Below are 22,182 nucleotides of genomic sequence, written 5' to 3' on the forward strand. Positions count from 1 at the left end.
ATGCAGAAAAGCACCTTGATGATTCAAGAACTTGCCTTGATGCGAGCGAAGTGAGCCCTCCGGACAAGGCCCGGCGAATACCCGGCACAAAAAAGCCCTGAACGGTCAGGGCTTTCTTGTGGGTGGGATCCTGCGGTTCCACGGCAGCGGGCTGTCACTTTGACAGGTCGTTCACGCAAGGCATGAAGCGGCCTTACAGGCAATCGTGCACGGCCTTTTTCAGCACCGCGGACTTGGCCCAGGGTGTTCCCTGGTAGAGCGAGACCAGGCTGCCGTTCTTCGACTTCACCACTTCCACGACCTCATCCGATGCCAGGCTGCCAGGAGCGGTGATCCGATAACCGTTGGAGATATCGGCCTGGGTGCTCCTGGGCGTCTCACGCTGCCAGGCTGGCAGAACACACTGCGCATAGTCTTTTGGCGTTTTGCCAGTCAGCTCACTGACATTCGGCTTGCCCGGTGCCAAAGCCGTGGGTAACGAACACCCGGCCAACAGTCCCATCAACGACGCCCCTAGCCAAACTCGCATATGTCTTCCTCACCCCTAAAAAATCGAGAAATGTATCATTTGCCCGCGCCGACCGTTAGCAGCACCTGCCTCTTTCGCCGAACGGTCCCCCCGCCCGGCGATCATCACCTGACAGCTGTCAAAAAACCGTTAACCCCATCACGTCCCGAACAGGCAAATGGTTCACCCGTTTTGATGCCGCCCCACACGTACCCGGGTTCCCCCTGGGGACCCTGGACAGCGATCCTCGGGTCAGCGCCAGCCGCCATATCTTTGTCGGGAGCAAGGCGCCCTGGTTCAGCATCACCGACGACCTGGCTCAACATGACACCTATTGAGGGCGGTTGCAGCCAGGCGCGCGTGAGGTGCAGGAGAATGCGGCGAAGCATTTGAGGAACGAACCGCGACTGTTCATAGAGTTCGGATGAGCGGTGCACGCCAACGCGTCCTTTTGGGAATATCTTGAATCGCCAACACCCAAATACAGCCCAAAGGACGCGGCGATGAACAGCATCAAGACTTTCGAAATCCGCTACTGTTTCGCAGGTTCGCAAAGGACCTTCACCTACCAGGGCGCGCGATTGAGCGACAGCGATACCTGGTATCTTGCCTTTCTGCATTCAGGGTGCCTGATTACCCTCGACACCCCCTGCGGCGGGACCTACCGCACCATGCAGACATTCGCCGAGCGCAGTGGCGTCACGCTGGCGAACTGGAGAGAGCTGTCTGAAAAGAACTAGCCCCCCCTCCCCGCAACCGTTCAGACGTCACCTGCCACATTCGCGCAAGGAAGCGCGCTCGACCTGCCCAATGCTCAACGTGTTCAATCACTAGAAACCGCCGGCAAATGCCCGACGCCCCGCCCTGATTTCAGTCCGCAACTCACCGACAAAATTGGCCGCCGCGCGGACACTGGTGAGATGTTCGGTCGATACCCTGGTAATGAACAGGTCGATCCGTCCGCTTTGCGGCTCGAAAACCTTGATCGCCAGGGAGCCGTCGGGGTTGACGGTGCAGGTGCAGGAAAGCGGCAGGAAACCGGACTCCAGGATCTGGCAAAGCTCGTCCATCGAGAGCATGAGAAATTCCTCCTTGGCGACGCCACTTGGAGAGAGTGCCTGTTGAGAATAGGTCACAAGAACGGGGCTCATACCAAGGCATTCAGTGGAAAGTGTTATCCAGCACGCATTTTTGCCAAGCCAATCCGCTCAGTGGCATGGCGCGGACATGGCTTCGACCGTCCGTCGCGGCAGCTCCGCCCGGGAGCATTTTGACGCTGGACCGGCCAGGCGTTATGGTCGCTGGGCTTTCGCACAGCCCCAAGCCGAAACGACTTCCTCCAACCCCATCCAGGATCACCGATGGCCGCCCCCGAACACCCGCATGAAGTGGCCCTGCAGAAGTTTCTCGCGGCGCGCCCGGAGCTTCGTGAAGCACTCGATCACCTCAACCCTCTGGCCGCCCAGGCCAGGGGCGAAACCCAGGAACAATACCGCGCCGAGCGACTGCACGAAGCCTTCGAGGCCGAGGCGGAACGTCAGGGCCTGTTTGCCTGGGAACTGAGCCTGCAACTGACCGCACAGAGCGCGGAGGAATTTGCCGTGCGGCGGCTCGAAGTGCACCGGGAAGTGGCGGAAATGGCCGGCATGCCCTGGAGCGAGTATTGCGAGCTACATGGCCTGCCGCGCGATTGAGCGCCGCTCGAGCCTTCGATAAAGGATCACTGTCACCATGAGTCAACGCTGATGCTGCCCTCTTCCACCAGTCTTCGTAGTAACCCGGAGCTGCTGCGGCGCCAGAAATGGCGCGGCCGCATAGGCCTGTGCCTGGTCGCCAGCCTGTCGGTCCTGGCCGGCATGACCGACGCCATCGGCTTCATGGCCACCGGCGATTTCGTCTCCTTCATGAGCGGCAACACCACGCGCCTGGCCGTCGCCATCAGCGATGCCGACCTGGCCCTGACCCTGCACCTGGTGCTGCTGGTCGCCACCTTCATCGCCGGCAACGCCCTGGGCATAGTCGTCAGCCGCTTTGGCGGGCGCCGCGCCCTGCCGCTGCTGCTGTGCATTGCCACGCTGCTGTGCGCGGCAGCCGCCTGGCCGTTTGAACAACGGCTACCGGCCGTGCTGGCCGCGATCATCTCCATGGGCATGCTCAATGCCGCCGTCGAGGAAGTGAACGGGCTTCCCGTGGGCCTGACCTATGTCACCGGCGCCCTGTCGCGCTTTGGCCGCGGCCTGGGCCGCTGGATGCTCGGCGAGCGGCGCAATGGCTGGCGCGTGCAGCTGGTGCCCTGGAGCGGCATGTTCGCCGGCGCCGTGCTGGGCGCCGTTCTGGAACAGCATCTCGGCCTCGCGGCCCTGTTCGTCAGCGGCCTGCTGTCGGCGCTGCTGGGGCTGTTGTCGCTGAAGATCCCCCATCGCTGGCAACTGGGCTATATGCCGCGCTAAAGCCACTTCGCCGGGCCCGGCATAAAGCTTTATCATGGCCCCAGGTTTGCAGACAGAGTTCTTCATGAAGTTCGCCATTGCCCTTTTCTCCGCCGCTCACGCGCCCTCCTCGCGCCGCGCCCTGGCATTCGCCCAGGCAGCGCTGGCCGGTGGCCACGAGATCGTGCGGCTGTTTTTCTATCAGGATGGCGTGCACAGCGCATCGGACAACATCGTCACCCCGCAGGACGAGCTGGACCTGCCCGCGCAATGGCGGACCTTCGTCAGCGAGCACCAGCTCGATGGCGTGGTGTGCATTGCCGCGGCCCTGCGCCGCGGGGTGTTGAACCAGGAGGAAGCCGCACGCTACCAGCGCCCGGCCGTCAACCTGAGCGCGCCCTGGGAGCTTTCCGGGCTCGGCCAGTTGCACGACGCCGTACAGGCGGCCGACCGCCTGATCTGTTTTGGAGGGCCATGAAACATGGCGCAATCCCTGTTGATTATCAGCCGCCAGGCGCCCTGGTCCGGCCCCGGCGCCCGCGAGGCACTGGATATCGTGCTGGCCGGCGGCGCCTTCGACTTGCCGATCGGCCTGCTGTTTCTCGACGACGGCGTGTTTCAGCTCGCCCCCGGGCAACAAGCCGCCGCCGTGCAGCAAAAGGATCTCAGCGCCAATCTGCAGGCCCTGTCGTTGTTCGGTGTGGAGCAGGTGTTCGCCTGTGGCGCCAGCGTGGCGGAACGTGGCCTCGACCCGGCCGCGCTGAACCTGGACGAGGTGCAGGTCCTGGCCCCGGCCGAACTCGGCGCACTTATTGACCGTTTTGACCAGGTGATCACCCTCTGATGTCGACCTTGCACGTGCTGTCCCACTCGCCCTTCACCGACTCCCGGCTGACCAGTTGCCTGCGCCTGCTTGGCGCGCAGGATGCCATTCTCCTGTGTGGCGACGCGGTGTACGCCCTGCAGCCTGGCAGCGCACCGCTGGCGGCCTTGCAGGCACGCGGGGAAGCGCTGGCGCTCTACGTCCTGGCGGAAGACCACCAGGCCCGAGGCCTGGAAGTTCCGGCCTGGGCCACCAGCGTCGATTACCCGGGGTTCGTCGCGCTGTCGATCCACTACGACAAGGTCAACAGCTGGTTATGAATGCACTGACTGTCGGCGAACGCGCCATCGCCCTGGACAAGGACGGCTACCTGGTGGAGCTGGACGACTGGTCCAGCGAGGTGGCCGATGCCCTGGCCGCGGCGGAACAGATCGAGCTGACGCCCGAGCACTGGGAAATCCTCGAGCTGCTGCGCGGCTTCTATCAAGAGTTCCAGCTGTCGCCCGCGACCCGCCCGCTGATCAAATACACCGCCTTGAAGCTGGGCCCGGACAAGGGCAACAGCCTGCACCTCAACCGACTGTTCAAAGGCACTCCCGCCAAACTTGCCGCCAAGCTGGCGGGCCTGCCCAAGCCGACCAATTGCCTATGACCGACTTCACCTCGCTGACCACCGAAACGCCCGCCGAGCATCCTTTCGCACAGTTCGTGCGCATTCTCGGCAAAGGCAAACGCGGCGCCCGCAGCCTCACCCGTGAAGAAGCCCGCGAAGCCATGGGCATGCTGCTCGACGACAAGGTCGAGGACACCCAGCTCGGCGCCTTCCTGATGTTGTTGCGGCACAAGGAAGAAAGCCCCGAGGAACTGGCCGGCTTTACCGAGGCCCTGCGCGAGCGACTGCAGGCGCCACCGATCAAGGTCGACCTGGACTGGCCCAGCTACGCCGGCAAAAAGCGCCACCTGCCCTGGTTCCTGCTGGCCGCCAAGTGCCTGGCACAGAACGGCGTGCGCATCCTGCTGCACGGTGGTGGCGCCCACACCGCCGGCCGGCTGTACACCGAGCAATTGCTGGAACAATTGCACATCCCGTTGTGCCGCGACTGGCAGGCGGTAGGCAAGGCGCTGGACCAGGGCAACCTGGCCTTTATCCCCCTGGGCGACTGGGCGCCCCAGTTGCAGCGCATGATCGACCTGCGCAACACCCTGGGCCTGCGCTCGCCGATCCACTCCCTGGCGCGCATCCTCAACCCGCTGGGCGCGCGCTGCGGCCTGCAAAGCATCTTCCACCCCGGCTATCAGGGCGTGCACCGCGATGCCAGCGGGCTGCTGGGGGACAACGTCATTGTGATCAAGGGCGACGGCGGCGAAATCGAGATCAACCCGGACAGCGCCAGCCATCTGTACGGCACTACTGGCGGCGTCAGTTGGGATGAGGAATGGCCGGCGCTGTCCGAGCAGCGCCATGTCAAACCAGCCGCCCTCGACCCCGAGCACCTGAAAGCCGTCTGGCGCGGCGATGTGCAGGACAGCTACCCGCAACTGGCGCTGACCGCCACCATGGCCCTCGCCCTGCGCGGGCTCGGCGTGCCGCGGGAGCAGGCGTTCGAGCAGGCTCGGCAATACTGGGACGCTCGCAACAGATCGATTTAACCGATCATAACCGCCCGACTTTTGCGTAATTCGTTCGAACTCCTCGGATTAAACTGCACGCCAATGCACACTGACCGAGGAGCTTTTTCATGGGCCTGCTGATTGAAGGACGCTGGCACGACCAGTGGTACGAAAGCAGCAAAGACGGCGCCTTCCAGCGCGAACAGGCGCAACGCCGCAACTGGGTGACCACCGACGGCAAACCCGGCCCTAGTGGCGAAGGCGGCTTTCGCGCGGAAGCCGGCCGTTATCATCTGTATGTCTCTCTGGCCTGCCCCTGGGCGCACCGCACGCTGATCCTGCGCAAGCTCAAGGGCCTGGAAAGCCTGATCGATGTGTCAGTGGTTAGCTGGCTGATGCTGGAACAAGGCTGGACTTTCGACCGGACCCTGGGCTCCAGCGGCGACAAGCTGGACCACCTGGATTTCCTGCATCAGCGCTACACCGCCGATACCCGCGACTACACCGGCCGGGTCACCGTGCCCGTGCTCTGGGACACCCAGCAGAAACGCATCGTCAGCAACGAATCGGCGGAAATCATCCGCATGTTCAACAGTGCTTTCGATGACTTGAGCGGCAACGGCCTGGATTTCTATCCGGAACCGCTACGCCGTGAAATCGACGAACTGAACGCGCGCATCTATCCGGCGGTGAACAACGGCGTCTATCGCGCCGGCTTCGCTACTTCGCAGCAAGCCTACGAAGCGGCCTTCGACGATCTGTTCGCCGAACTCGACTGGCTGGAACAGCGCTTGGCCGGCCAACGCTACCTGGCCGGCGAATACCTGACGGAAGCGGACATCCGCCTGTTCACCACGCTGATTCGCTTCGACGCGGTGTATTACGGTCACTTCAAGTGCAACCTGCGGCGGATCGCCGACTATCCGAACCTGTCGAACTGGCTGCGAGAGCTGTACCAGTGGCCGGGGATCGCCGAAACCGTGGACTTCACCCATATCAAGGGGCACTACTACGCCAGCCACCGCACCATCAACCCGACCGGCATCGTGCCGAAAGGGCCGGTGCAGGACTTCGATGCAGCGCATGATCGCGAGCGTTTGAGCGGGCGTGGGGTTTGGCAAGGCAACAAGCAATAACTCAGGAGAGCGATCGTTCTTGAGATCGCTGTCGCGGGCAAGCCTCGCTCCTACAGAAGAGATGTTCTGTGTAGGAGTGAGATTGCCCGCGATGCTGTTCAGACCTGCGACTGCGCGCCTTCGAACCAGGCGAGCTTCTCGCGAAGCTGCACCACTTCGCCGACGATCACCAGGGTCGGCGCATGCACTTCATGCTCCGCCACCAGCTTCGGCAGGTCCGCCAGGGTGCCGGTGAACACCCGCTGGTTGGAGGTCGTGCCCTGCTGGATCAAGGCGGCCGGCGTGTCCGCCGAACGGCCATGCTGGATCAGTTGTTCGCAGATCACCGGCAAGCCCACCAGGCCCATGTAGAACACCAGGGTCTGTGCAGGCGCGACCAGGTCGGCCCAGGGCAGATCGGTGGTGCCATCCTTCAGGTGCCCGGTGACGAAACGCACGGACTGCGCATAGTCACGATGAGTCAGCGGAATCCCGGCATAGGCCGCACAGCCGCTGGCCGCGGTAATCCCTGGCACCACCTGGAACGGAATGCCCTGGGCCGCCAGCTCTTCGATCTCTTCGCCGCCACGGCCGAAGATGAACGGATCGCCCCCTTTCAGACGCAGCACGCGCTTGCCCTGCTTGGCCAGGTCCACCAGTTGCTGGTTGATCTGCTCCTGGGGCAAGGCGTGATCGGCGCGGCGCTTGCCGACATACACCCGCTCGGCATCGCGACGGCACAGTTCGAGAATCGCCGGTGCTACCAGGCGGTCGTAGAGCACCACGTCGGCTTGCTGCATCAGGCGCAAGGCGCGGAAGGTCAGCAGGTCCGGATCGCCCGGCCCCGCCCCCACCAGATACACCTCGCCCGGCGCATGGGGCGCTTCGCCGGCAATCTTGGCCTGCAGCAAGCGCTCGGCCTCCTCGCCCTGCCCGGCCAGCTGCCGGTCGGCGATCGGTCCCTGGAACACGTCTTCCCAGAAGGCACGACGCTGCTGCACGTCCGGAAACAGGCCTTTGACCTGATTGCGAAAACGCGCAGCCAGGCCGGCCAGTTGACCGTAGGTCGAGGGAATCCAGGTTTCCAGCTTGGCCCGGATCAGGCGCGCCAGCACCGGCGCATCGCCGCCACTGGAGACGGCAATGACCAGCGGCGAACGGTCGACGATCGCCGGGAAGATCACACTGCACAGGGCCGGCGCGTCCACCACATTGACCGGCACACAACGCCGATGAGCATCGGCGGAGACCTGGGCATTGAGCGGTTCGTCGTCGGTGGCGGCGATGATCAGCACGCAGCCGTCCAGGTCCGCATCGAGATAACCGCGCAACCGGCATTCGCCGCCGCTGGCCGTGACCAGCTCGCGCAATTGGGGTTCCACTTCAGGTGCAACTACCCGCAGCAGCGCACCGGCGTCGGCCAGCAGGCGGGATTTGCGCAAGGCAATCTCCCCGCCGCCGACCACCAACACACGACTGCCGCGCAGGTTATGAAACAGCGGCAGAAATTCCATTTAGCCGATGACCTCGAGGCCGCCCATATAAGGCTTGAGCACCTCAGGCACCCGGATCGAACCGTCGGCCTGCTGGTAGTTCTCCAGCACCGCCACCAAGGTACGACCGACCGCCAGGCCGGAACCGTTCAGGGTGTGCACCAGTTCCGGCTTGCCAGTTTCCGGGTTGCGGAAGCGCGCCTGCATGCGACGGGCCTGGAAGTCGCCGCAGTTGGAGCACGACGAAATCTCGCGGTACTTGTCCTGGCTCGGGATCCACACTTCCAGGTCGTAGGTCTTGACCGCGCTGAAGCCCATGTCGCCGGTGCACAGCGCCAGGGTGCGGTAAGGCAGCTCCAGCAGTTGCAGGACTTTCTCGGCGTTGGCAGTCAGGCCTTCCAGGGCTTCCATGGAAGTCGATGGCTCGACGATCTGGACCATCTCGACCTTGTCGAACTGGTGCTGGCGGATCATGCCGCGGGTGTCGCGGCCCGACGAACCGGCTTCGCTGCGGAAGCACGGGGTGTGGGCGACGAACTTGATCGGCAGTTGCTTCGAATCGAGGATCTCGCCGGCCACGATATTGGTCAGCGACACTTCGGCGGTCGGGATCAGGTACAGATCGGCTTCGTTTTCACGGCTGATCTTGAACAGGTCTTCTTCGAACTTCGGCAACTGGCCGGTCCCCACCAACGCCGGTGCCTGCACCAGGTAAGGGGTGTAGGCCTCTTCGTAGCCGTGCTCGCTGGTGTGCAGGTTGATCATGAACTGCGCCAGGGCGCGGTGCAGGCGGGCGATCGGCCCGCGCAGCAGGGCAAAACGCGCGCCCGACAGCTTGGCCGCGGTCTCGAAGTCCAGCCAGCCGTGTTTTTCACCCAGGGCGACGTGGTCCAGGATCGGGAAGTCGAACGCCGTCGGCGTGCCCCAACGGCGTACTTCGACGTTACCGTCTTCGTCGTCGCCAACCGGCACCGATTCGTGAGGCAGGTTCGGGATGCCCTGCAGGATCGCATCCAGCTCGGTTTGAATGGCGTCCAGCTCGACCTTGCCGGCCGCCAACTCGCCCGCCATGCGCTCGACATCAGCCATCAGCGGCGCGATGTCTTCGCCGCGCTGCTTGGCCTGACCGATGGACTTGGAGCGCGCGTTACGTTCGGCCTGCAGTTGCTCGGTGCGGGTCTGGACGGTCTTGCGCTGTTCTTCCAGCGCTTCGATGCGTGCTACATCCAGGGCAAAGCCACGGGATGCCAGGCAGTCCGCTACGTCCTGAAGGTTGCTACGTAACAGTTTGGAATCGAGCATGTCGGTCTCTCGTTTATCAAAGTTTGGTCAGGGACAGGCCGGCCCAGGTCGCGAGCAGCCCGCCGAATACGCTGATGGCCGCATAGCCCAGGGCCAACGGTATCTGTCCGCTTTCCAGCAGACGCACCGTATCCAGTGAAAAGGATGAAAAAGTCGTCAGGCCGCCAAGGAAGCCCACCATCAACCCGGCACGCACCTCGATGGGCACCTCCGGGCGTATCAGAAACAGGCCGTACAGCACGCCGATCAGCAGGCAGCCCACGATATTAACGGCCAGCGTCGCGGTATAGAAGTGCCGCGGCCAATTGGCGCTGATCCAGTTACCGGTGGCAAAGCGCAACAGGGTGCCGGCAACACCGCCCACCGAGACAGCAACGATCAATGGGATCACGGCTTTCTCCGCTGCTTGGGGCTGGCCTGGTCAAGCTCCGCCAGATGCTTGAGCTTCTCGCCGATCTTCAGTTCCAGGCCACGGGGCACGGGCTGATAGAACGGCTGCGGCTCCAGCGCCTCGGGAAAGTAGTCTTCACCGGCCGCGTAGGCATCCGGCTCATCGTGGGCATAACGATATTCGTCGCCGTAGCCCAGCTGCTTCATCAGTTTGGTCGGCGCATTGCGCAGGTGCAGCGGCACTTCCAGCGAACCATGTTCGGCGGCGCTGCGCATGGCGGCCTTGAAGCCCATGTACACGGCGTTGCTTTTCGGCGCGCAGGCCAGGTAGGTGATGGCCTGGGCCACCGCCAGCTCGCCTTCGGGGCTGCCCAGGCGCTCCTGCACATCCCAGGCGGCCAGGCACAGGCTCAGCGCCCGTGGGTCGGCGTTGCCGATGTCTTCGCTGGCCATGCGCACCACGCGCCGTGCCAGGTACAGCGGGTCGCAACCACCGTCGAGCATCCGCGCGAACCAGTACAGGGCGCCGTCCGGGTTGGAACCACGGACCGACTTGTGCAGCGCCGAAATCTGGTCGTAAAAGGCTTCGCCGCCCTTGTCGAAACGCCGACGGGTATCGCCCAGCAGGCTTTGCAGCAGCTCGACACCGATTTCCGTGCCGTCTTCGGCGAGATCGGAGGCGTTCTCCAGCAGGTTGAGCAGCCGCCGGCCATCGCCGTCCGCCGCCGCCAGGAGCATCTGGAAGCCTTCGTCACTGAGGCTCAGCTGGCGTTTGCCCAGCCCGCGCTCTTCGCTCAACGCGCGCTGTACCAGCTTGTGCAGCGCCGCCTCGTCGAGACTCTTGAGCACATACACCCGGGCCCGGGACAACAGTGCGTTGTTCAGCTCGAAGGATGGGTTCTCGGTGGTCGCGCCGATGAAAATCAGGGTGCCGTCTTCAACGTAAGGCAGGAAGGCATCCTGCTGGGACTTGTTGAAGCGGTGCACTTCGTCGACGAACAGGATGGTCCGGCGCCCGTACTGGGCCGCCTGCTGCTTGGCGATTTCCACCGCCTGGCGGATCTCCTTGACCCCGGCCAACACCGCCGAGACCGTTTCGAAGTGCGCATCCGAGACTTTCGCCAGGAGCCGCGCCAGGGTGGTCTTGCCCACCCCCGGCGGCCCCCAGAAGATCATCGAGTGCAGGGCCCCCTGCTCCAGCGCTTCACGCAGAGGCTTGCCGCGGGCGAGCACATGCTCCTGACCGACGTACTCGTCCAGGTTGGCCGGGCGCAAGCGCGCGGCCAGGGGTTGGGCGATCGGGTCACTGCGAAACAGATCCATGGCGGACGATTGAAACCTCTTGGCGTCGACTTATTCTTGAATCACGTCGGCACCCTTGGGGATGTCGAACTTGAACTTGGAAGCGGCAATCGGCTCGTTGGCCTTGACCCCGGTGAACAGGATATTGGTGCGCTGGCCAACGCTGTCAATCAGCTGCATGTCATTCACCAGGCCGTTGCGGAACGACAGGCGCAGGCTGTCGAACAGGGTGTCCTTGGTTTTCGGCTTGAGGATGAAGTCGACCACGCCACCGGCTTCCTTGGCGCTGATATCGAAGCTTTCGCTGATTTTCGACACATCGCCCGACAGCAACAGGGCCGGAGTCTGGGTCAGGCGCTGGTCCAGGGTCTTGATGGTGACCTGTTCCAGGTCCGGGTCCCACAGGGAAACCTTCTTGCCGTCGGAGACCATCAGTTGCTCCTGCGGTGCATCGGTGTGCCAGTAGAACAGGCCCGGGCGCTTGAGTGCCATGTCACCAGCGGTTTCCTGCAGCTGGGTGCCGCTGCCGTCGAGGGTCAGCTGCGAGAAACGCGCGGTCAGGGTCTGGGACTTTTCGAGCAACTGGGTCAGGCGCGCCACGTCTTTCTGATCGGCATGGGCCGACAGTGTCGTTAAAGCCAGTACCGGTACCAGCAACATGCGGATAAGACGCATGGGAGTCCTCATTAGATTCGTGGAAAAAACCGGCGGCGCAGGGTCGCGCCGCCTGTATCGGGTCATTGTCAGTCGCGCATCGGACCCGGCGCTATCACTTCGCGGGAGCCGTTGGTGTTCATGGCGGTCACCACCCCGGCCATTTCCATGGCTTCGATCATGCGGGCCGCGCGGTTGTAGCCGATCTTGAGCTTGCGCTGAACCGCGGAAATCGACGCCCGGCGGCTCTCGAGGACGAACTGCACCGCTTCGTCGTACAGCGCGTCGGTCTCGGCGTCGTCACCGTCGCCACCGCCGCCGCCACCGTCGAAGCCGCTACCGGCCTCTTCGACACCGTTGAGGATGTCGTCGTTGTACTCCGGCGCGCCACGCAACTTCCAGGCTTCCACCACCCGGTGCACTTCATCGTCGGAGACGAAGGCCCCATGGACACGGATCGGCAGGCTGGTGCCCGGCGGCATGTAGAGCATGTCACCGTGACCCAGCAGCTGTTCGGCACCACCCTGGTCGATGATGGTCCGCGAGTCGATCTTGCTCGATACCTGGAACGCCATGCGGGTCGGGATGTTGGCCTTGATCAGGCCGGTGATCACGTCCACCGACGGCCGCTGGGTCGCCAGGATCAGGTGGATCCCCGCGGCACGGGCTTTCTGGGCGATCCGCGCGATCAGTTCTTCGACCTTCTTGCCGACGATCATCATCATGTCGGCGAATTCGTCGACCACCACGACGATGGTCGGCAGCTTGGTCAGCAGCGGCGCTTCGTCGTGGATGCTTTCGCGGTTGTACAGCGGGTCGGTCAGCGGCGTACCGGCTTCGATCGCTTCTTTAACCTTGGCGTTGAAGCCCGACAGGTTACGCACGCCCATCTTCGCCATCAGCTTGTAGCGCCGCTCCATCTCGGCCACGCTCCAGCGCAGGGCGTTGGCGGCGTCCTTCATGTCGGTCACCACCGGGCACAGCAGGTGCGGGATGCCTTCGTAGATCGACAGCTCGAGCATTTTCGGGTCGATCATGATCAGCTTGGCGTCTTCCGGGCCGGACTTGAACAGGATCGACAGGATCATCGCGTTCACACCCACCGACTTACCGGAACCGGTGGTACCGGCCACCAGCAGGTGAGGCATCTTCGCCAGGTCGGTGATGATCGGCTTGCCGCCGATATCGTGGCCCAGGGCCAGGGTGACCGGGGATTTGAAGTTGTCGTATTCCGGGGTCGACAGCACTTCGGAGAAGCGCACGATCTGCCGGTCTTCGTTGGGAATCTCGATACCCACGGTGGTCTTGCCGGGAATCACTTCCACCACCCGCACGCTGGTCACCGCCAGCGAGCGCGCCAGGTCCTTGGCCAGGTTGGCGATACGGCTGACTTTCACCCCGGCGGCCGGCTGGATTTCGTAACGGGTAATCACCGGGCCCGGATGGATGGAGTCCACCGACACCTCGACCCCGAACTCCTTGAGCTTGATTTCCAGCAAATGGCCGACGGCGGCCAGCGACTCGGGGGAATAGTTGAGCTGTTTCTTTTCCGCCGGATCGAGAATCGAGATAGGCGGCAAGGTGCCTTCGACCGCGCTGTCGATGAACAGCGGGACCTGTTTCTCTTTCTGCACGCGCTTGCTTGGCTCGGGCGCTTTTACCGGGGCCGGGGCGATCACCGGCGGGACCTGCTTCTCACGATCGGACATGTGCTTGCTCAGGGCCTGTTCGCGCTCGATCAGGCGCTCCTTGACCTTGGCCTGCTCACGTTTGTCGGTGACGGTCGGAGCGACCACTTCGTCGACCCGGGCATCCACTTCACGCAATTGGGCAACCAGCTGCTTGCGCTCGGTACGGGCCGCCCACCAGCGGTTGGCGGCGCCCTGGAACAGTTCGAACAGGTCGAGGGTGATCTTGCCGGTCACATCCATGACCTTGAACCAGGAAAGATCGGTAAACACGGTCAGGCCAAACAGGAACAACGCAATAAACATCAGGGTACTGCCCTGGATGTTCAGTGCGTTCTTGGCCAGGTCGCCCAGGCTTTCGCCCAACGCCCCGCCCGCGCCGGCCGGCAGGCCAGTCGCCGCATGGAAATGGATATGCGCCAACGCGGCACCGGACAGCACCAGGAACACCAGGCCGATCAGGCGCCAGGAAAACAGCCAGCCGCTCCACTGCCACGGCTCATGGCGCTGACGGAAGATCTGATAAGTCTTGATCGCCAATAACAACGGGAAGATATAGGCGAAGTAACCCAAGACCATAAACAGGATATCGGCGCTGTAAGAACCGGCAGGACCACCGAAGTTCTGCACATCTTCGATCTTGCTGTTATGACTCCAGCCCGGATCGTCTTTGCCATATGTCAGCAATGCCATCATCAGAAACAGGCACAAGGCCCCAATGGCGATCAACGCACCTTCCTTGAGGCGGTAGTGCAATTGCTGGCGCCAGAGTGGGACTACTGTTTTAGGTGCTGCGGTGGATTTCTTCAAAACGCGTCTTTTCCTGCGCCATGGGCGCGTCCAACTGTTGATCGACTAAAAAATACTGCCCAATCCGAGCAGGTAAAAAAGTTGACGAGCGTAACTGGGGCTACTTTTAACATTCTGCCCACGCATTGCGAAACTGTAAGAGCTGCTGCGTGCAATGCCGATGGATTCCATATAGGCGTGCAAATCCGCATTGTACGGGTTTGTAAGCGCCGTGCCACGCGGCTCAATACTGGGTGTAGCATAAGTCAGGAACACTTTACGCAGTATTCAATTTGAGCACGCATTCTCTTTTGTGACAAAGGCTTATGAGGTGTTTTTATGACCGAAGCGAAGCATTCACGCCTGATCATTCTGGGCTCCGGCCCTGCCGGTTACAGCGCTGCCGTTTATGCCGCCCGCGCCAACCTCAAACCGACCGTCATCACCGGCCTGCAAGCGGGCGGCCAGTTGACCACCACTGTCGAAGTCGACAATTGGCCTGGCGATGTCGAGGGCCTGACCGGCCCGGTGCTGATGGAACGCATGCAAAAACACGCTGAACGCTTCGACACCGAGATCGTCTACGACCACATCCATACCGCGGAGTTGCAGCAGCGACCCTTTATCCTCAAGGGTGACAGCGGCGTCTACAGCTGCGATGCACTGATCATCGCCACCGGCGCATCGGCCCAGTACCTGGGCCTGCCCTCCGAAGAAGCCTTCGCCGGCAAGGGTGTCTCGGCCTGCGCTACCTGCGACGGCTTTTTCTATCGCAATCAAGTAGTTGCCGTGATCGGCGGCGGTAACACCGCCGTGGAGGAAGCCCTGTACCTCTCCAACATCGCCCAAGAGGTACACCTGGTGCACCGACGCGACAAGCTGCGCGCGGAGAAAATCCTCCAGGACAAGCTGTTCGACAAAGCCGCCAAGGGCAATATCCGCCTGCACTGGAACCAGAACCTCGACGAAGTGCTGGGCGATGCCAGCGGCGTCATTGGCGCACGCCTGCGCGATAGCCTCAGCGGAGAAACCCAGGAATTGGCGCTGACCGGCGTCTTCATCGCCATCGGCCACAAGCCCAATACGGACCTGTTCAAGGGCCAGTTGGAAATGCGCGACGGCTATCTGCTGGTCAAGGGCGGCAGCGAAGGCGACGCCACGGCCACCGGCATCCCGGGCGTGTTCGCCGCGGGCGATGTGGCCGACCATGTGTATCGCCAGGCCGTCACGTCCGCGGGCGCGGGCTGCATGGCGGCCCTGGATGCGGAGAAATTCCTCGACGACAACTGACCTCCCGACCTACGCTTGCGGCGGGCCTTGCAGGCCCGCCACCGCCCTCCCCTTCCGCAAGTCTGAATGCCATGCTGACCTGGTTACAACGCAACAACTTCGACTTTCCCCCACTGGAAAAGGCCCTGCGCGACCCCAACGGCCTGTTGGCCGCCGGCGGCGACCTGTCGGCCGACCGGCTGATCCAGGCCTATCGCCACGGCTGCTTTCCCTGGTTTTCCGAAGGCCAGCCCATCCTCTGGTGGTCACCCGACCCGCGCACCGTGTTATTTCCAGACGAACTGCATGTATCCCGCAGCCTGGGCAAGCTACTGCGCCAGCAACGCTATCAGGTCACCTTCGATCAGAATTTTGCCGCGGTCATCAGCGCCTGCGCGGCGCCACGCCCTTATGCCGACGGCACCTGGATCACCGAATCGATGCAGAATGCCTACCTCGAGTTGCACAGGCGCGGCCATGCCCATTCGGTCGAAGTCTGGGATCAGGGGGCACTGGTAGGTGGACTGTATGGACTGGCAATGGGCCAGCTGTTTTTTGGCGAATCAATGTTCAGCCGGGCCGACAATGCGTCGAAATTCGGTTTCGTCACGCTGGTCCAACATTTACAGGCATGGGGTTTTGCCCTGATCGACTGCCAGATGCCCACCGACCACCTGCACAGCCTGGGCGCCCGCGCCATTCCACGCCAGGAGTTCGCCGGCTATCTGCAGCGCCATCTGGACCAGCCCAGCCGCGCCATATGGGTTTCCTAGGCGGGTTTTGCCGGTGTGGCTTACACTTAATTCAAAGCTAATCCCGAGGGTTGATTCATGACCGAGTTGGCGCGTTTGAAGTTTTATGCCACTCAACCCCACTCTTGCAGCTACCTGCCCGAAGAACAGGCGACCACGCTGTTCCTCGATCCTAGTCAGCCCATGGATGTGCATGTCTACGCAGACCTGTCGGAAATGGGCTTTCGTCGCAGTGGCGACCATCTGTACCGGCCGCATTGCCAGAACTGCAATGCCTGTGTTCCTGCCCGCATTCCTGCCGCGCAGTTTGTACCCAATCGTCAGCAAAAACGCATTCTAAAACGCAATGCCGACCTGAAGGTCCAACCTGTCAAACCGGGGTTCAGCGAAGAGTATTTCGACCTTTACCAGCGTTACATCGAGCAACGCCACGCCGATGGCGACATGTACCCGCCCAGCCGCGATCAGTTCTCGACTTTTCTGGTGCGCGACCTGCCCTTCTCCAGGTTCTACGAGTTTCGCCTCGATGGGCGCCTGCTCGCCGTGGCCGTCACCGACCTGCTGCCCAATGGCCTTTCCGCGGTCTACACCTTCTATGAACCCGATGAAGAGCGTCGCAGCCTCGGTCGCTACGCCATTCTGTGGCAAATCGGCGAGGCCTTGCGCCTGGGCCTGGACGCGGTCTACCTCGGATACTGGATCAAGAACTGCAAAAAGATGAACTACAAGACCCAATATCGGCCCATTGAGCTGCTGATCAACCAGAGATGGGTCATCCTGAACTAGAAGCCCTTGGCTTGAACCCCACTTTTCGGGCACAATGCACGCCGCTTTTGCCTGGCGCAGTTGCACCGGGCCATTCACTGGACACCGAGGGCTTTACTGCATGTCGAAAGAAGACAGCTTCGAAATGGAAGGCACTGTCGTCGACACCCTGCCCAACACCATGTTTCGTGTGGAGTTGGAAAATGGGCACGTCGTAACCGCGCATATCTCCGGCAAGATGCGCAAGAACTACATTCGTATTCTTACCGGTGACAAAGTGCGCGTCGAACTGACGCCCTATGACTTGAGCAAAGGGCGCATCACTTACCGCGCTCGCTAAGCAAGTCAATACAAGACGCCCGGCTCATGCCGGGCGTTTTTGTTTGCCTGCGATTTGCCCTGCATGCCGACAGAACAGATATAAAGACAGAACAGATATAAAAAAGGCGCCTTGCGGCGCCTTTTTCATTGCGGCCGGTCAGGCCATTTCTGCGGTGGTCTCGAACTCGAAGGTCAGCTCGCCATCCTTGATGTCGATGTGCACCACACCGCCATGTTCGGCCAGTTCGCCAAAGAGTATCTCTTCCGCCAGCGGACGCTTGATCTTGTCCTGGATCAGGCGCGCCATAGGACGAGCGCCCATGGTCACATCGTAACCACCTGCCGCCAGCCAGCTGCGGGCCGCATCGGTGACTTCCAGCTGAACGCGCTTGTCCTCCAACTGCGCCTGCAGTTCGGTAAGGAACTTGTCCACCACGCTCTTGATGACCTCATGACTGAGGCGACCAAACTGGATAATGGTGTCCAGACGGTTACGGAATTCCGGCGTGAAGCTCTTCTTGATCACTTCCATGGCATCGGAAGAGTGATCCTGATGAGTGAACCCGATGGAAGCCCGAGCCGCCGTTTCGGCGCCTGCGTTAGTGGTCATGATCACGATCACGTTGCGGAAATCCGCCTTGCGCCCGTTGTTATCGGTCAAGGTACCGTGGTCCATCACCTGCAGCAGCAGGTTGAAGACTTCCGGGTGTGCCTTTTCGATTTCATCGAGCAGCAATACGCAGTGAGGCTGCTTGGTAATCGCTTCGGTCAGCAAACCGCCCTGGTCGAAACCGACATAACCTGGAGGCGCACCGATCAGACGCGATACGGTGTGGCGCTCCATGTACTCGGACATGTCGAAACGCACCAGCTCGATGCCCAGCGCCTTGGCCAACTGCCGCGCGGCCTCGGTCTTACCGACACCGGTAGGTCCGGCGAACAGGAACGAACCGACAGGCTTGTCTGGCGATTTCAGGCCGGCACGGGACAGCTTGATCGCGGTCGACAGCGAGTCGATCGCTGCATCCTGGCCGAATACTGTCAGCTTCAGGTCGCGCTCGAGGTTACGCAGCAGCTCCTTGTCGGAACTGGTGACGTGTTTCGGCGGAATTCGCGCAATTTTCGCCACGATATCCTCGACCTGAGCCACCTCGATGCGCTTGACGCGCTTGTCGGACGGCTGCAGACGCTGATAGGCGCCCGCCTCGTCGATCACATCGATCGCTTTGTCGGGCATATGCCGGTCATTGATATAGCGCGACGCCAGTTCGGCAGCCGCGCGCAATGCCTCATCGCTGTACTCGATGCCGTGGTGCAGCTCGAAACGCCCCTTGAGGCCACGCAGAATACCAATGGTGTCTTCTACCGAAGGCTCGGATACATCGACCTTCTGGAAGCGACGAGCCAAGGCCCGGTCCTTCTCGAAAATTCCACGAAATTCCTGGAAGGTGGTCGAACCGATGCAACGGATGTCGCCCGAAGAAAGCAGCGGCTTGAGCAGGTTCGAGGCGTCCATCACCCCACCGGACGCCGCACCGGCGCCAATGATGGTGTGAATCTCGTCGATGAACAGGATCGCCTGCGGACGTTTCTTCAACTCGCCCAGCAACGCCTTGAAGCGTTTCTCGAAATCGCCGCGGTATTTGGTACCCGCCAGCAATGCACCGAGATCCAGGGAGTACACCACGCTGCTGGCCAGCAGATCAGGCACCTGGCTATCGACGATGCGTTTGGCCAGACCTTCGGCGATCGCGGTTTTACCTACACCGGCCTCGCCTACCAGCAGCGGGTTGTTCTTGCGCCGGCGCGCAAGAATCTGCGCCACACGCTCGACTTCCTGCTCACGCCCCACCAACGGGTCGATACGCCCCTGGCGCGCCAGTTCATTGAGGTTGCTGGCATAAGCATCCAGCGGATTACCTGAAGAGGAAGACTCACCGCCTTCATCGTCCTGCATATCCTGTTCACCTTCAGAATGATCGCCATGCCCGGGCACCTTGGAGATGCCATGGGCGATGTAATTGACGACATCGATACGGGCAACGCTCTGCTGTTTCAGCAGGAACACCGCCTGACTCTCTTGCTCACTGAAGATCGCAACCAGCACATTGGCGCCAGTCACTTCGCGCTTGCCCGAGCTCTGCACATGGAAGACAGCACGCTGCAGTACACGCTGGAAGCCCAGGGTTGGCTGGGTTTCGCGATCCTCGTCATGCACGGGAATCAGCGGCGTGGTGGAGTCGATGAACTCCTGCAGGTCATGCTTGAGTTTGTCGAGGTTTGCTCCGCAGGCACGCAAAACGGTGGCGGCGGCCTCATTATCCAAAAGAGCCAACAAGAGGTGCTCGACGGTCATGAACTCATGACGCTTCGAACGAGCCTCTTTGAAGGCGAGATTGAGGGTGACTTCGAGCTCGCGGTTTAACATAGCTTCACCTCATACCCAAGTGGTCGGCGTTAACCGTCCTTCTCGATTTCACAGAGTAGCGGATGCTGGCTTTCCCTGGCGTACTGGTTGACCTGCATGGCCTTGGTCTCGGCGATGTCGCGGGTAAACAATCCACATACTGCCCGTCCTTCTGTATGAACGGCCAGCATTACCTTGGTCGCCAGCTCGCGATTCAGGTTAAAAAACACCTCGAGCACTTCGACGACGAAATCCATCGGTGTGTAGTCATCATTGAACAAAACCACCTTGTACATCGGCGGAGCCTGCAACGTCGGCTTAGCTTCCTGTACAGCCAAGCCAGCGGAATCGTCGTCTTGGAAATCCGGGCGATCCTGATTGAATGTTAGTCGAATCTGGCTGATTGCATGCATGGAAAGAAAGGTTCGTTAGTTGTGCAAATACAGTGGTGGGGGCGCTCTGGGGGGATTTCAACTCCGACCGCCGGGTCACCTTGACTATCGGCAAAACGGTGTTACAACCAATAGAGCCCACATTGGGTAATAAAGGTCCGTACAGTCAATCCTATATTGCGGATTTCGGTACGGATTAACAGGATGATACTCCAGTGATGGAGTCTGTTGCAGAGGGATATGAGCATGGCAAGCGGCAAGGTCAAGTGGTTCAACAACGCCAAGGGTTATGGCTTCATTAATGAGGAGGGCAAGAGCGACGACCTTTTCGCCCATTACTCGGCCATCGAGATGGAAGGCTACAAAACCTTGAAAGCCGGACAGGCCGTGAGTTTTGAGATCACCCAAGGGCCCAAGGGCCTGCACGCGGTGAAGATCAACTCCATCAAGACCCAGAATGCCTCCGCCGCAGCCTCCCCCCAGCAGGAAACGGTCCTGAGCTGAAACACCTGTATCCAGATCCAACCCTAAAAAACAGTCATAAAAAAACGGCCGGTTCAATCATTTGAACCGGCCGCTTCGTTTGATGCGTACTGCTTACATGTGCGAGATCAGCGCATCGCCGAACGCCGACGATGACAACAGCGTGGCGCCTTCCATCAAGCGCTCGAAGTCGTAGGTCACGGTCTTGGCACCGATGGCGCCGTTGGTGCCCTTTATGATCAGGTCGGCCGCTTCGGTCCAGCCCATATGACGCAGCATCATTTCCGCGGAGAGGATCAGCGAACCCGGGTTCACCTGGTCCTTGCCCGCGTACTTCGGCGCCGTACCGTGGGTCGCCTCGAACATGGCCACGGTGTCGGACAGGTTGGCGCCCGGAGCGATACCGATCCCGCCTACTTCGGCAGCCAGTGCGTCGGACAGATAATCGCCGTTCAGGTTGAGGGTCGCAATCACGTCATATTCGGCCGGACGCAGCAGGATCTGCTGGAGCATCGCATCGGCGATGGCGTCCTTGACGATCACGTTCTTGCCGGTTTTCGGGTTCTTGAACTGCATCCACGGACCGCCATCGAGCAGCGTCGCGCCAAACTCCTCCGCCGCCACTTCATAGGCCCACTCTTTGAAGGCACCTTCGGTGAACTTCATGATGTTGCCTTTATGCACGATGGTCAGCGAATCGCGATCGTTGTCGACCACATATTGCAGCGCTTTGCGCGCCAGGCGCTTGGTGCCCTGCAGGGAAACCGGCTTGACGCCGATACCGCAGTTTTCGTCGAAACGGATCTTGGTGACGCCCATTTCTTCTTTGAGGAACTTGATGACCTTGGTGGCTTCGGCGGAGCCGGCCTTCCATTCGATACCGGCGTAAATGTCTTCCGAGTTCTCACGGAAAATGGTCATGTCGACATCGCCAGGCTTCTTCACCGGGCTCGGCACGCCTTCGAACCAGCGCACCGGGCGCAGGCACACATACAGGTCAAGCTGCTGACGCAGGGCCACGTTCAGGGAACGGATACCACCACCTACCGGAGTGGTCAGCGGGCCCTTGATGGAAACCACGTAATCCTTGACTGCGTCCAGGGTTTCCTGAGGGAGCCAGGTGTCCTGGTCGTACATTTGAGTTGCTTTCTCGCCGGCATAGACTTCCATCCAGGAGATTTTGCGCTCGCCGCCGTAGGCCTTCTTAACAGCAGCATCGACAACCTTGATCATGACCGGGCTGATATCAACGCCAATACCATCACCTTCGATGAAAGGGATGATCGGGTTGTTAGGAACATTGAGAGAATGGTCTGCGTTGACGGTGATTTTGTCGCCGACTGCTGGAACCTGAATCTTCTTGTATCCCATGCTGAACTCCGTTGTGTGGATTGAACATCTGGCTGCGTTCGAGCGTACCCCAGTTGAATCTGGACGGGAACCTCATGTTCCACTCATCTACCGTGAAGGCGGCGCAGTTCGTGGCCTACAAGCCTGAAAGCAAAGGGAAAAGCGCCAAACTCGAGCACTGCGCAGGACTCTACGCCGCCGCCCCGCCTGCGACCTTTAGACCAATGGACGAGAGCGGTTGCATATGAACCGTCGGCGTTTTGCCAGCTACCTATGTATAATGCCGCCGCTGACCACAGAGTCACGACGGCTGAGCGCTCTGCTACTGGAAAAAAGGAG

The 22,182-nt window shown here is 61.3% G+C and carries 25 protein-coding genes; 14 read left to right on the top strand and 11 right to left on the bottom strand.

All coding sequences use genetic code 11. From position 1 onward, the window contains the following. Positions 1–193: 193 nt before the first annotated feature. Positions 194–529, bottom strand: coding sequence for a hypothetical protein (locus tag DK261_RS09405; RefSeq protein ID WP_016701875.1), 336 nt, complete (start codon positions 527–529; stop codon positions 194–196). A 482-nt stretch (positions 530–1,011) separates the two neighbouring features. On the opposite strand from DK261_RS09405, the gene DK261_RS09415 reads away from it, so the two are divergent. After that, entirely contained in the window at positions 1,012–1,248 is a 237-nt protein-coding gene (locus tag DK261_RS09415) for a DUF6555 family protein (protein WP_009049757.1), read from the top strand. A gap of 90 nt (positions 1,249–1,338) precedes the next feature. Here DK261_RS09415 and DK261_RS09420 read toward each other — a convergent pair whose 3' ends face one another. Continuing rightward, positions 1,339–1,587 (bottom strand): DUF1652 domain-containing protein, encoded by a 249-nt coding sequence (locus tag DK261_RS09420; protein ID WP_009049758.1) that lies wholly within the window; start codon positions 1,585–1,587, stop codon positions 1,339–1,341. 282 nt (positions 1,588–1,869) lie between these two features. Here DK261_RS09420 and DK261_RS09425 point away from each other — a divergent pair, with 282 nt between their 5' ends. The 8 genes from DK261_RS09425 (at position 1,870) to DK261_RS09460 (ending at position 6,507) form a co-directional block, all read left to right on the top strand. Continuing rightward, positions 1,870–2,202 carry a DUF6388 family protein gene (locus DK261_RS09425; RefSeq protein ID WP_009049759.1) on the top strand — a complete coding sequence of 111 codons (333 nt, stop codon included), beginning with the start codon at positions 1,870–1,872 and terminating at the stop codon, positions 2,200–2,202. Positions 2,203–2,253: 51 nt separating this feature from the next. Further along, on the top strand, positions 2,254–2,958 hold the full coding sequence (locus tag DK261_RS09430; protein ID WP_009049760.1) for a YoaK family protein: 705 nt from the start codon (positions 2,254–2,256) through the stop codon (positions 2,956–2,958). Positions 2,959–3,022: 64 nt separating this feature from the next. Next, a complete protein-coding gene (tusD, locus tag DK261_RS09435; protein ID WP_009049761.1) occupies positions 3,023–3,415 on the top strand; it encodes a sulfurtransferase complex subunit TusD in 393 nt (130 codons plus the stop codon). A 3-nt stretch (positions 3,416–3,418) separates the two neighbouring features. Beyond that, positions 3,419–3,781, top strand: a complete 363-nt coding sequence (tusC, locus tag DK261_RS09440) for a sulfurtransferase complex subunit TusC (RefSeq protein ID WP_009049762.1) — start codon at positions 3,419–3,421, stop codon at positions 3,779–3,781. Continuing rightward, positions 3,781–4,080, top strand: a complete 300-nt coding sequence (tusB, locus tag DK261_RS09445) for a sulfurtransferase complex subunit TusB (protein WP_009049763.1) — start codon at positions 3,781–3,783, stop codon at positions 4,078–4,080. The genes tusC and tusB overlap by 1 nt, the downstream gene beginning before the upstream one ends. After that, on the top strand, positions 4,077–4,412 hold the full coding sequence (locus DK261_RS09450; protein WP_016701877.1) for a TusE/DsrC/DsvC family sulfur relay protein: 336 nt from the start codon (positions 4,077–4,079) through the stop codon (positions 4,410–4,412). The genes tusB and DK261_RS09450 overlap by 4 nt, the downstream gene beginning before the upstream one ends. Further along, on the top strand, positions 4,409–5,410 hold the full coding sequence (locus DK261_RS09455; RefSeq protein WP_110175634.1) for a glycosyl transferase family protein: 1,002 nt from the start codon (positions 4,409–4,411) through the stop codon (positions 5,408–5,410). Before DK261_RS09450 ends, DK261_RS09455 begins: the two co-directional genes overlap by 4 nt. 89 nt (positions 5,411–5,499) lie before the next feature. After that, positions 5,500–6,507: a glutathione S-transferase family protein gene (locus DK261_RS09460; protein ID WP_016701879.1), complete on the top strand. Its 1,008-nt coding sequence runs from the start codon at positions 5,500–5,502 to the stop codon at positions 6,505–6,507. 98 nt (positions 6,508–6,605) lie between these two features. Here DK261_RS09460 and cysG read toward each other — a convergent pair whose 3' ends face one another. From cysG to ftsK, 6 genes are all read right to left on the bottom strand, one after another. Further along, positions 6,606–8,000, bottom strand: coding sequence for a siroheme synthase CysG (gene cysG / locus DK261_RS09465; protein ID WP_016701880.1), 1,395 nt, complete (start codon positions 7,998–8,000; stop codon positions 6,606–6,608). Beyond that, positions 8,001–9,281 carry a serine--tRNA ligase gene (gene serS / locus DK261_RS09470; RefSeq protein ID WP_110175635.1) on the bottom strand — a complete coding sequence of 427 codons (1,281 nt, stop codon included), beginning with the start codon at positions 9,279–9,281 and terminating at the stop codon, positions 8,001–8,003. It abuts the gene before it with no gap. Positions 9,282–9,297: 16 nt separating this feature from the next. Further along, the gene (gene crcB, locus DK261_RS09475) at positions 9,298–9,672 is read right to left on the bottom strand and encodes a fluoride efflux transporter CrcB (RefSeq protein WP_016701881.1); all 375 of its coding nucleotides are present in this window, start codon (positions 9,670–9,672) and stop codon (positions 9,298–9,300) included. Further along, the gene (locus DK261_RS09480) at positions 9,669–10,994 is read right to left on the bottom strand and encodes a replication-associated recombination protein A (RefSeq protein ID WP_038633628.1); all 1,326 of its coding nucleotides are present in this window, start codon (positions 10,992–10,994) and stop codon (positions 9,669–9,671) included. Before DK261_RS09480 ends, crcB begins: the two co-directional genes overlap by 4 nt. 30 nt (positions 10,995–11,024) lie before the next feature. Then, positions 11,025–11,648: an outer membrane lipoprotein chaperone LolA gene (lolA, locus tag DK261_RS09485; RefSeq protein ID WP_007929220.1), complete on the bottom strand. Its 624-nt coding sequence runs from the start codon at positions 11,646–11,648 to the stop codon at positions 11,025–11,027. A 68-nt stretch (positions 11,649–11,716) separates the two neighbouring features. Continuing rightward, positions 11,717–14,125 (bottom strand): DNA translocase FtsK, encoded by a 2,409-nt coding sequence (gene ftsK / locus DK261_RS09490; protein WP_009049771.1) that lies wholly within the window; start codon positions 14,123–14,125, stop codon positions 11,717–11,719. 318 nt (positions 14,126–14,443) lie between these two features. Here ftsK and trxB point away from each other — a divergent pair, with 318 nt between their 5' ends. The 4 genes from trxB to infA all read left to right on the top strand — a co-directional run bounded on the left by trxB (position 14,444) and on the right by infA (position 17,230). Next, entirely contained in the window at positions 14,444–15,394 is a 951-nt protein-coding gene (trxB, locus tag DK261_RS09495) for a thioredoxin-disulfide reductase (protein WP_110175636.1), read from the top strand. Between the two features lie 71 nt (positions 15,395–15,465). Then, complete coding sequence (gene aat / locus DK261_RS09500; RefSeq protein WP_110175637.1) at positions 15,466–16,146, top strand: leucyl/phenylalanyl-tRNA--protein transferase; 681 nt, start codon at positions 15,466–15,468, stop codon at positions 16,144–16,146. A 57-nt stretch (positions 16,147–16,203) separates the two neighbouring features. Continuing rightward, a complete protein-coding gene (locus DK261_RS09505; protein WP_007929216.1) occupies positions 16,204–16,911 on the top strand; it encodes an arginyltransferase in 708 nt (235 codons plus the stop codon). A gap of 100 nt (positions 16,912–17,011) precedes the next feature. Beyond that, positions 17,012–17,230, top strand: coding sequence for a translation initiation factor IF-1 (gene infA / locus DK261_RS09510; protein ID WP_002553999.1), 219 nt, complete (start codon positions 17,012–17,014; stop codon positions 17,228–17,230). A 138-nt stretch (positions 17,231–17,368) separates the two neighbouring features. Here infA and clpA read toward each other — a convergent pair whose 3' ends face one another. Further along, positions 17,369–19,639, bottom strand: a complete 2,271-nt coding sequence (gene clpA, locus DK261_RS09515; RefSeq protein ID WP_009049774.1) for an ATP-dependent Clp protease ATP-binding subunit ClpA — start codon at positions 19,637–19,639, stop codon at positions 17,369–17,371. A gap of 29 nt (positions 19,640–19,668) precedes the next feature. Then, positions 19,669–20,031: an ATP-dependent Clp protease adapter ClpS gene (gene clpS, locus DK261_RS09520; protein WP_009044582.1), complete on the bottom strand. Its 363-nt coding sequence runs from the start codon at positions 20,029–20,031 to the stop codon at positions 19,669–19,671. 225 nt (positions 20,032–20,256) lie between these two features. Between clpS and cspD the strand changes: the two genes are divergently transcribed. Then, positions 20,257–20,514 (top strand): cold shock domain-containing protein CspD, encoded by a 258-nt coding sequence (gene cspD, locus DK261_RS09525; protein ID WP_009049775.1) that lies wholly within the window; start codon positions 20,257–20,259, stop codon positions 20,512–20,514. Positions 20,515–20,607: 93 nt separating this feature from the next. On the opposite strand, the gene icd is transcribed toward cspD, so the two are convergent. Further along, positions 20,608–21,864, bottom strand: coding sequence for an NADP-dependent isocitrate dehydrogenase (gene icd, locus DK261_RS09530; RefSeq protein WP_110175638.1), 1,257 nt, complete (start codon positions 21,862–21,864; stop codon positions 20,608–20,610). Positions 21,865–22,182: the final 318 nt, after the last annotated feature.

The sequence above is a fragment of the Pseudomonas sp. RW409 genome (assembly GCF_003184125.1).
Classification (GTDB): Bacteria; Pseudomonadota; Gammaproteobacteria; order Pseudomonadales; family Pseudomonadaceae; genus Aquipseudomonas; species Aquipseudomonas chlororaphis_I.

Bases quoted from the DNA above. Each gene is read 5' to 3' on its own strand.
- DK261_RS09505 (WP_007929216.1), top strand. From the start codon at position 16,204: ATGACCGAGTTGGCGCGTTTGAAGTTTTATGCCACTCAACCCCACTCT.
- clpS (WP_009044582.1), bottom strand. From the start codon at position 20,031: ATGCATGCAATCAGCCAGATTCGACTAACATTCAATCAGGATCGCCCG.
- DK261_RS09455 (WP_110175634.1), top strand. From the start codon at position 4,409: ATGACCGACTTCACCTCGCTGACCACCGAAACGCCCGCCGAGCATCCT.
- infA (WP_002553999.1), top strand. From the start codon at position 17,012: ATGTCGAAAGAAGACAGCTTCGAAATGGAAGGCACTGTCGTCGACACC.
- clpA (WP_009049774.1), bottom strand. From the start codon at position 19,639: ATGTTAAACCGCGAGCTCGAAGTCACCCTCAATCTCGCCTTCAAAGAG.
- DK261_RS09460 (WP_016701879.1), top strand. From the start codon at position 5,500: ATGGGCCTGCTGATTGAAGGACGCTGGCACGACCAGTGGTACGAAAGC.
- trxB (WP_110175636.1), top strand. From the start codon at position 14,444: ATGACCGAAGCGAAGCATTCACGCCTGATCATTCTGGGCTCCGGCCCT.
- tusD (WP_009049761.1), top strand. From the start codon at position 3,023: ATGAAGTTCGCCATTGCCCTTTTCTCCGCCGCTCACGCGCCCTCCTCG.
- DK261_RS09420 (WP_009049758.1), bottom strand. From the start codon at position 1,587: ATGCTCTCGATGGACGAGCTTTGCCAGATCCTGGAGTCCGGTTTCCTG.
- aat (WP_110175637.1), top strand. From the start codon at position 15,466: ATGCTGACCTGGTTACAACGCAACAACTTCGACTTTCCCCCACTGGAA.
- DK261_RS09425 (WP_009049759.1), top strand. From the start codon at position 1,870: ATGGCCGCCCCCGAACACCCGCATGAAGTGGCCCTGCAGAAGTTTCTC.
- DK261_RS09480 (WP_038633628.1), bottom strand. From the start codon at position 10,994: ATGGATCTGTTTCGCAGTGACCCGATCGCCCAACCCCTGGCCGCGCGC.
- cspD (WP_009049775.1), top strand. From the start codon at position 20,257: ATGGCAAGCGGCAAGGTCAAGTGGTTCAACAACGCCAAGGGTTATGGC.
- DK261_RS09450 (WP_016701877.1), top strand. From the start codon at position 4,077: ATGAATGCACTGACTGTCGGCGAACGCGCCATCGCCCTGGACAAGGAC.
- tusB (WP_009049763.1), top strand. From the start codon at position 3,781: ATGTCGACCTTGCACGTGCTGTCCCACTCGCCCTTCACCGACTCCCGG.
- icd (WP_110175638.1), bottom strand. From the start codon at position 21,864: ATGGGATACAAGAAGATTCAGGTTCCAGCAGTCGGCGACAAAATCACC.
- DK261_RS09415 (WP_009049757.1), top strand. From the start codon at position 1,012: ATGAACAGCATCAAGACTTTCGAAATCCGCTACTGTTTCGCAGGTTCG.
- DK261_RS09430 (WP_009049760.1), top strand. From the start codon at position 2,254: ATGCTGCCCTCTTCCACCAGTCTTCGTAGTAACCCGGAGCTGCTGCGG.
- cysG (WP_016701880.1), bottom strand. From the start codon at position 8,000: ATGGAATTTCTGCCGCTGTTTCATAACCTGCGCGGCAGTCGTGTGTTG.
- lolA (WP_007929220.1), bottom strand. From the start codon at position 11,648: ATGCGTCTTATCCGCATGTTGCTGGTACCGGTACTGGCTTTAACGACA.
- tusC (WP_009049762.1), top strand. From the start codon at position 3,419: ATGGCGCAATCCCTGTTGATTATCAGCCGCCAGGCGCCCTGGTCCGGC.
- serS (WP_110175635.1), bottom strand. From the start codon at position 9,281: ATGCTCGATTCCAAACTGTTACGTAGCAACCTTCAGGACGTAGCGGAC.
- DK261_RS09405 (WP_016701875.1), bottom strand. From the start codon at position 529: ATGCGAGTTTGGCTAGGGGCGTCGTTGATGGGACTGTTGGCCGGGTGT.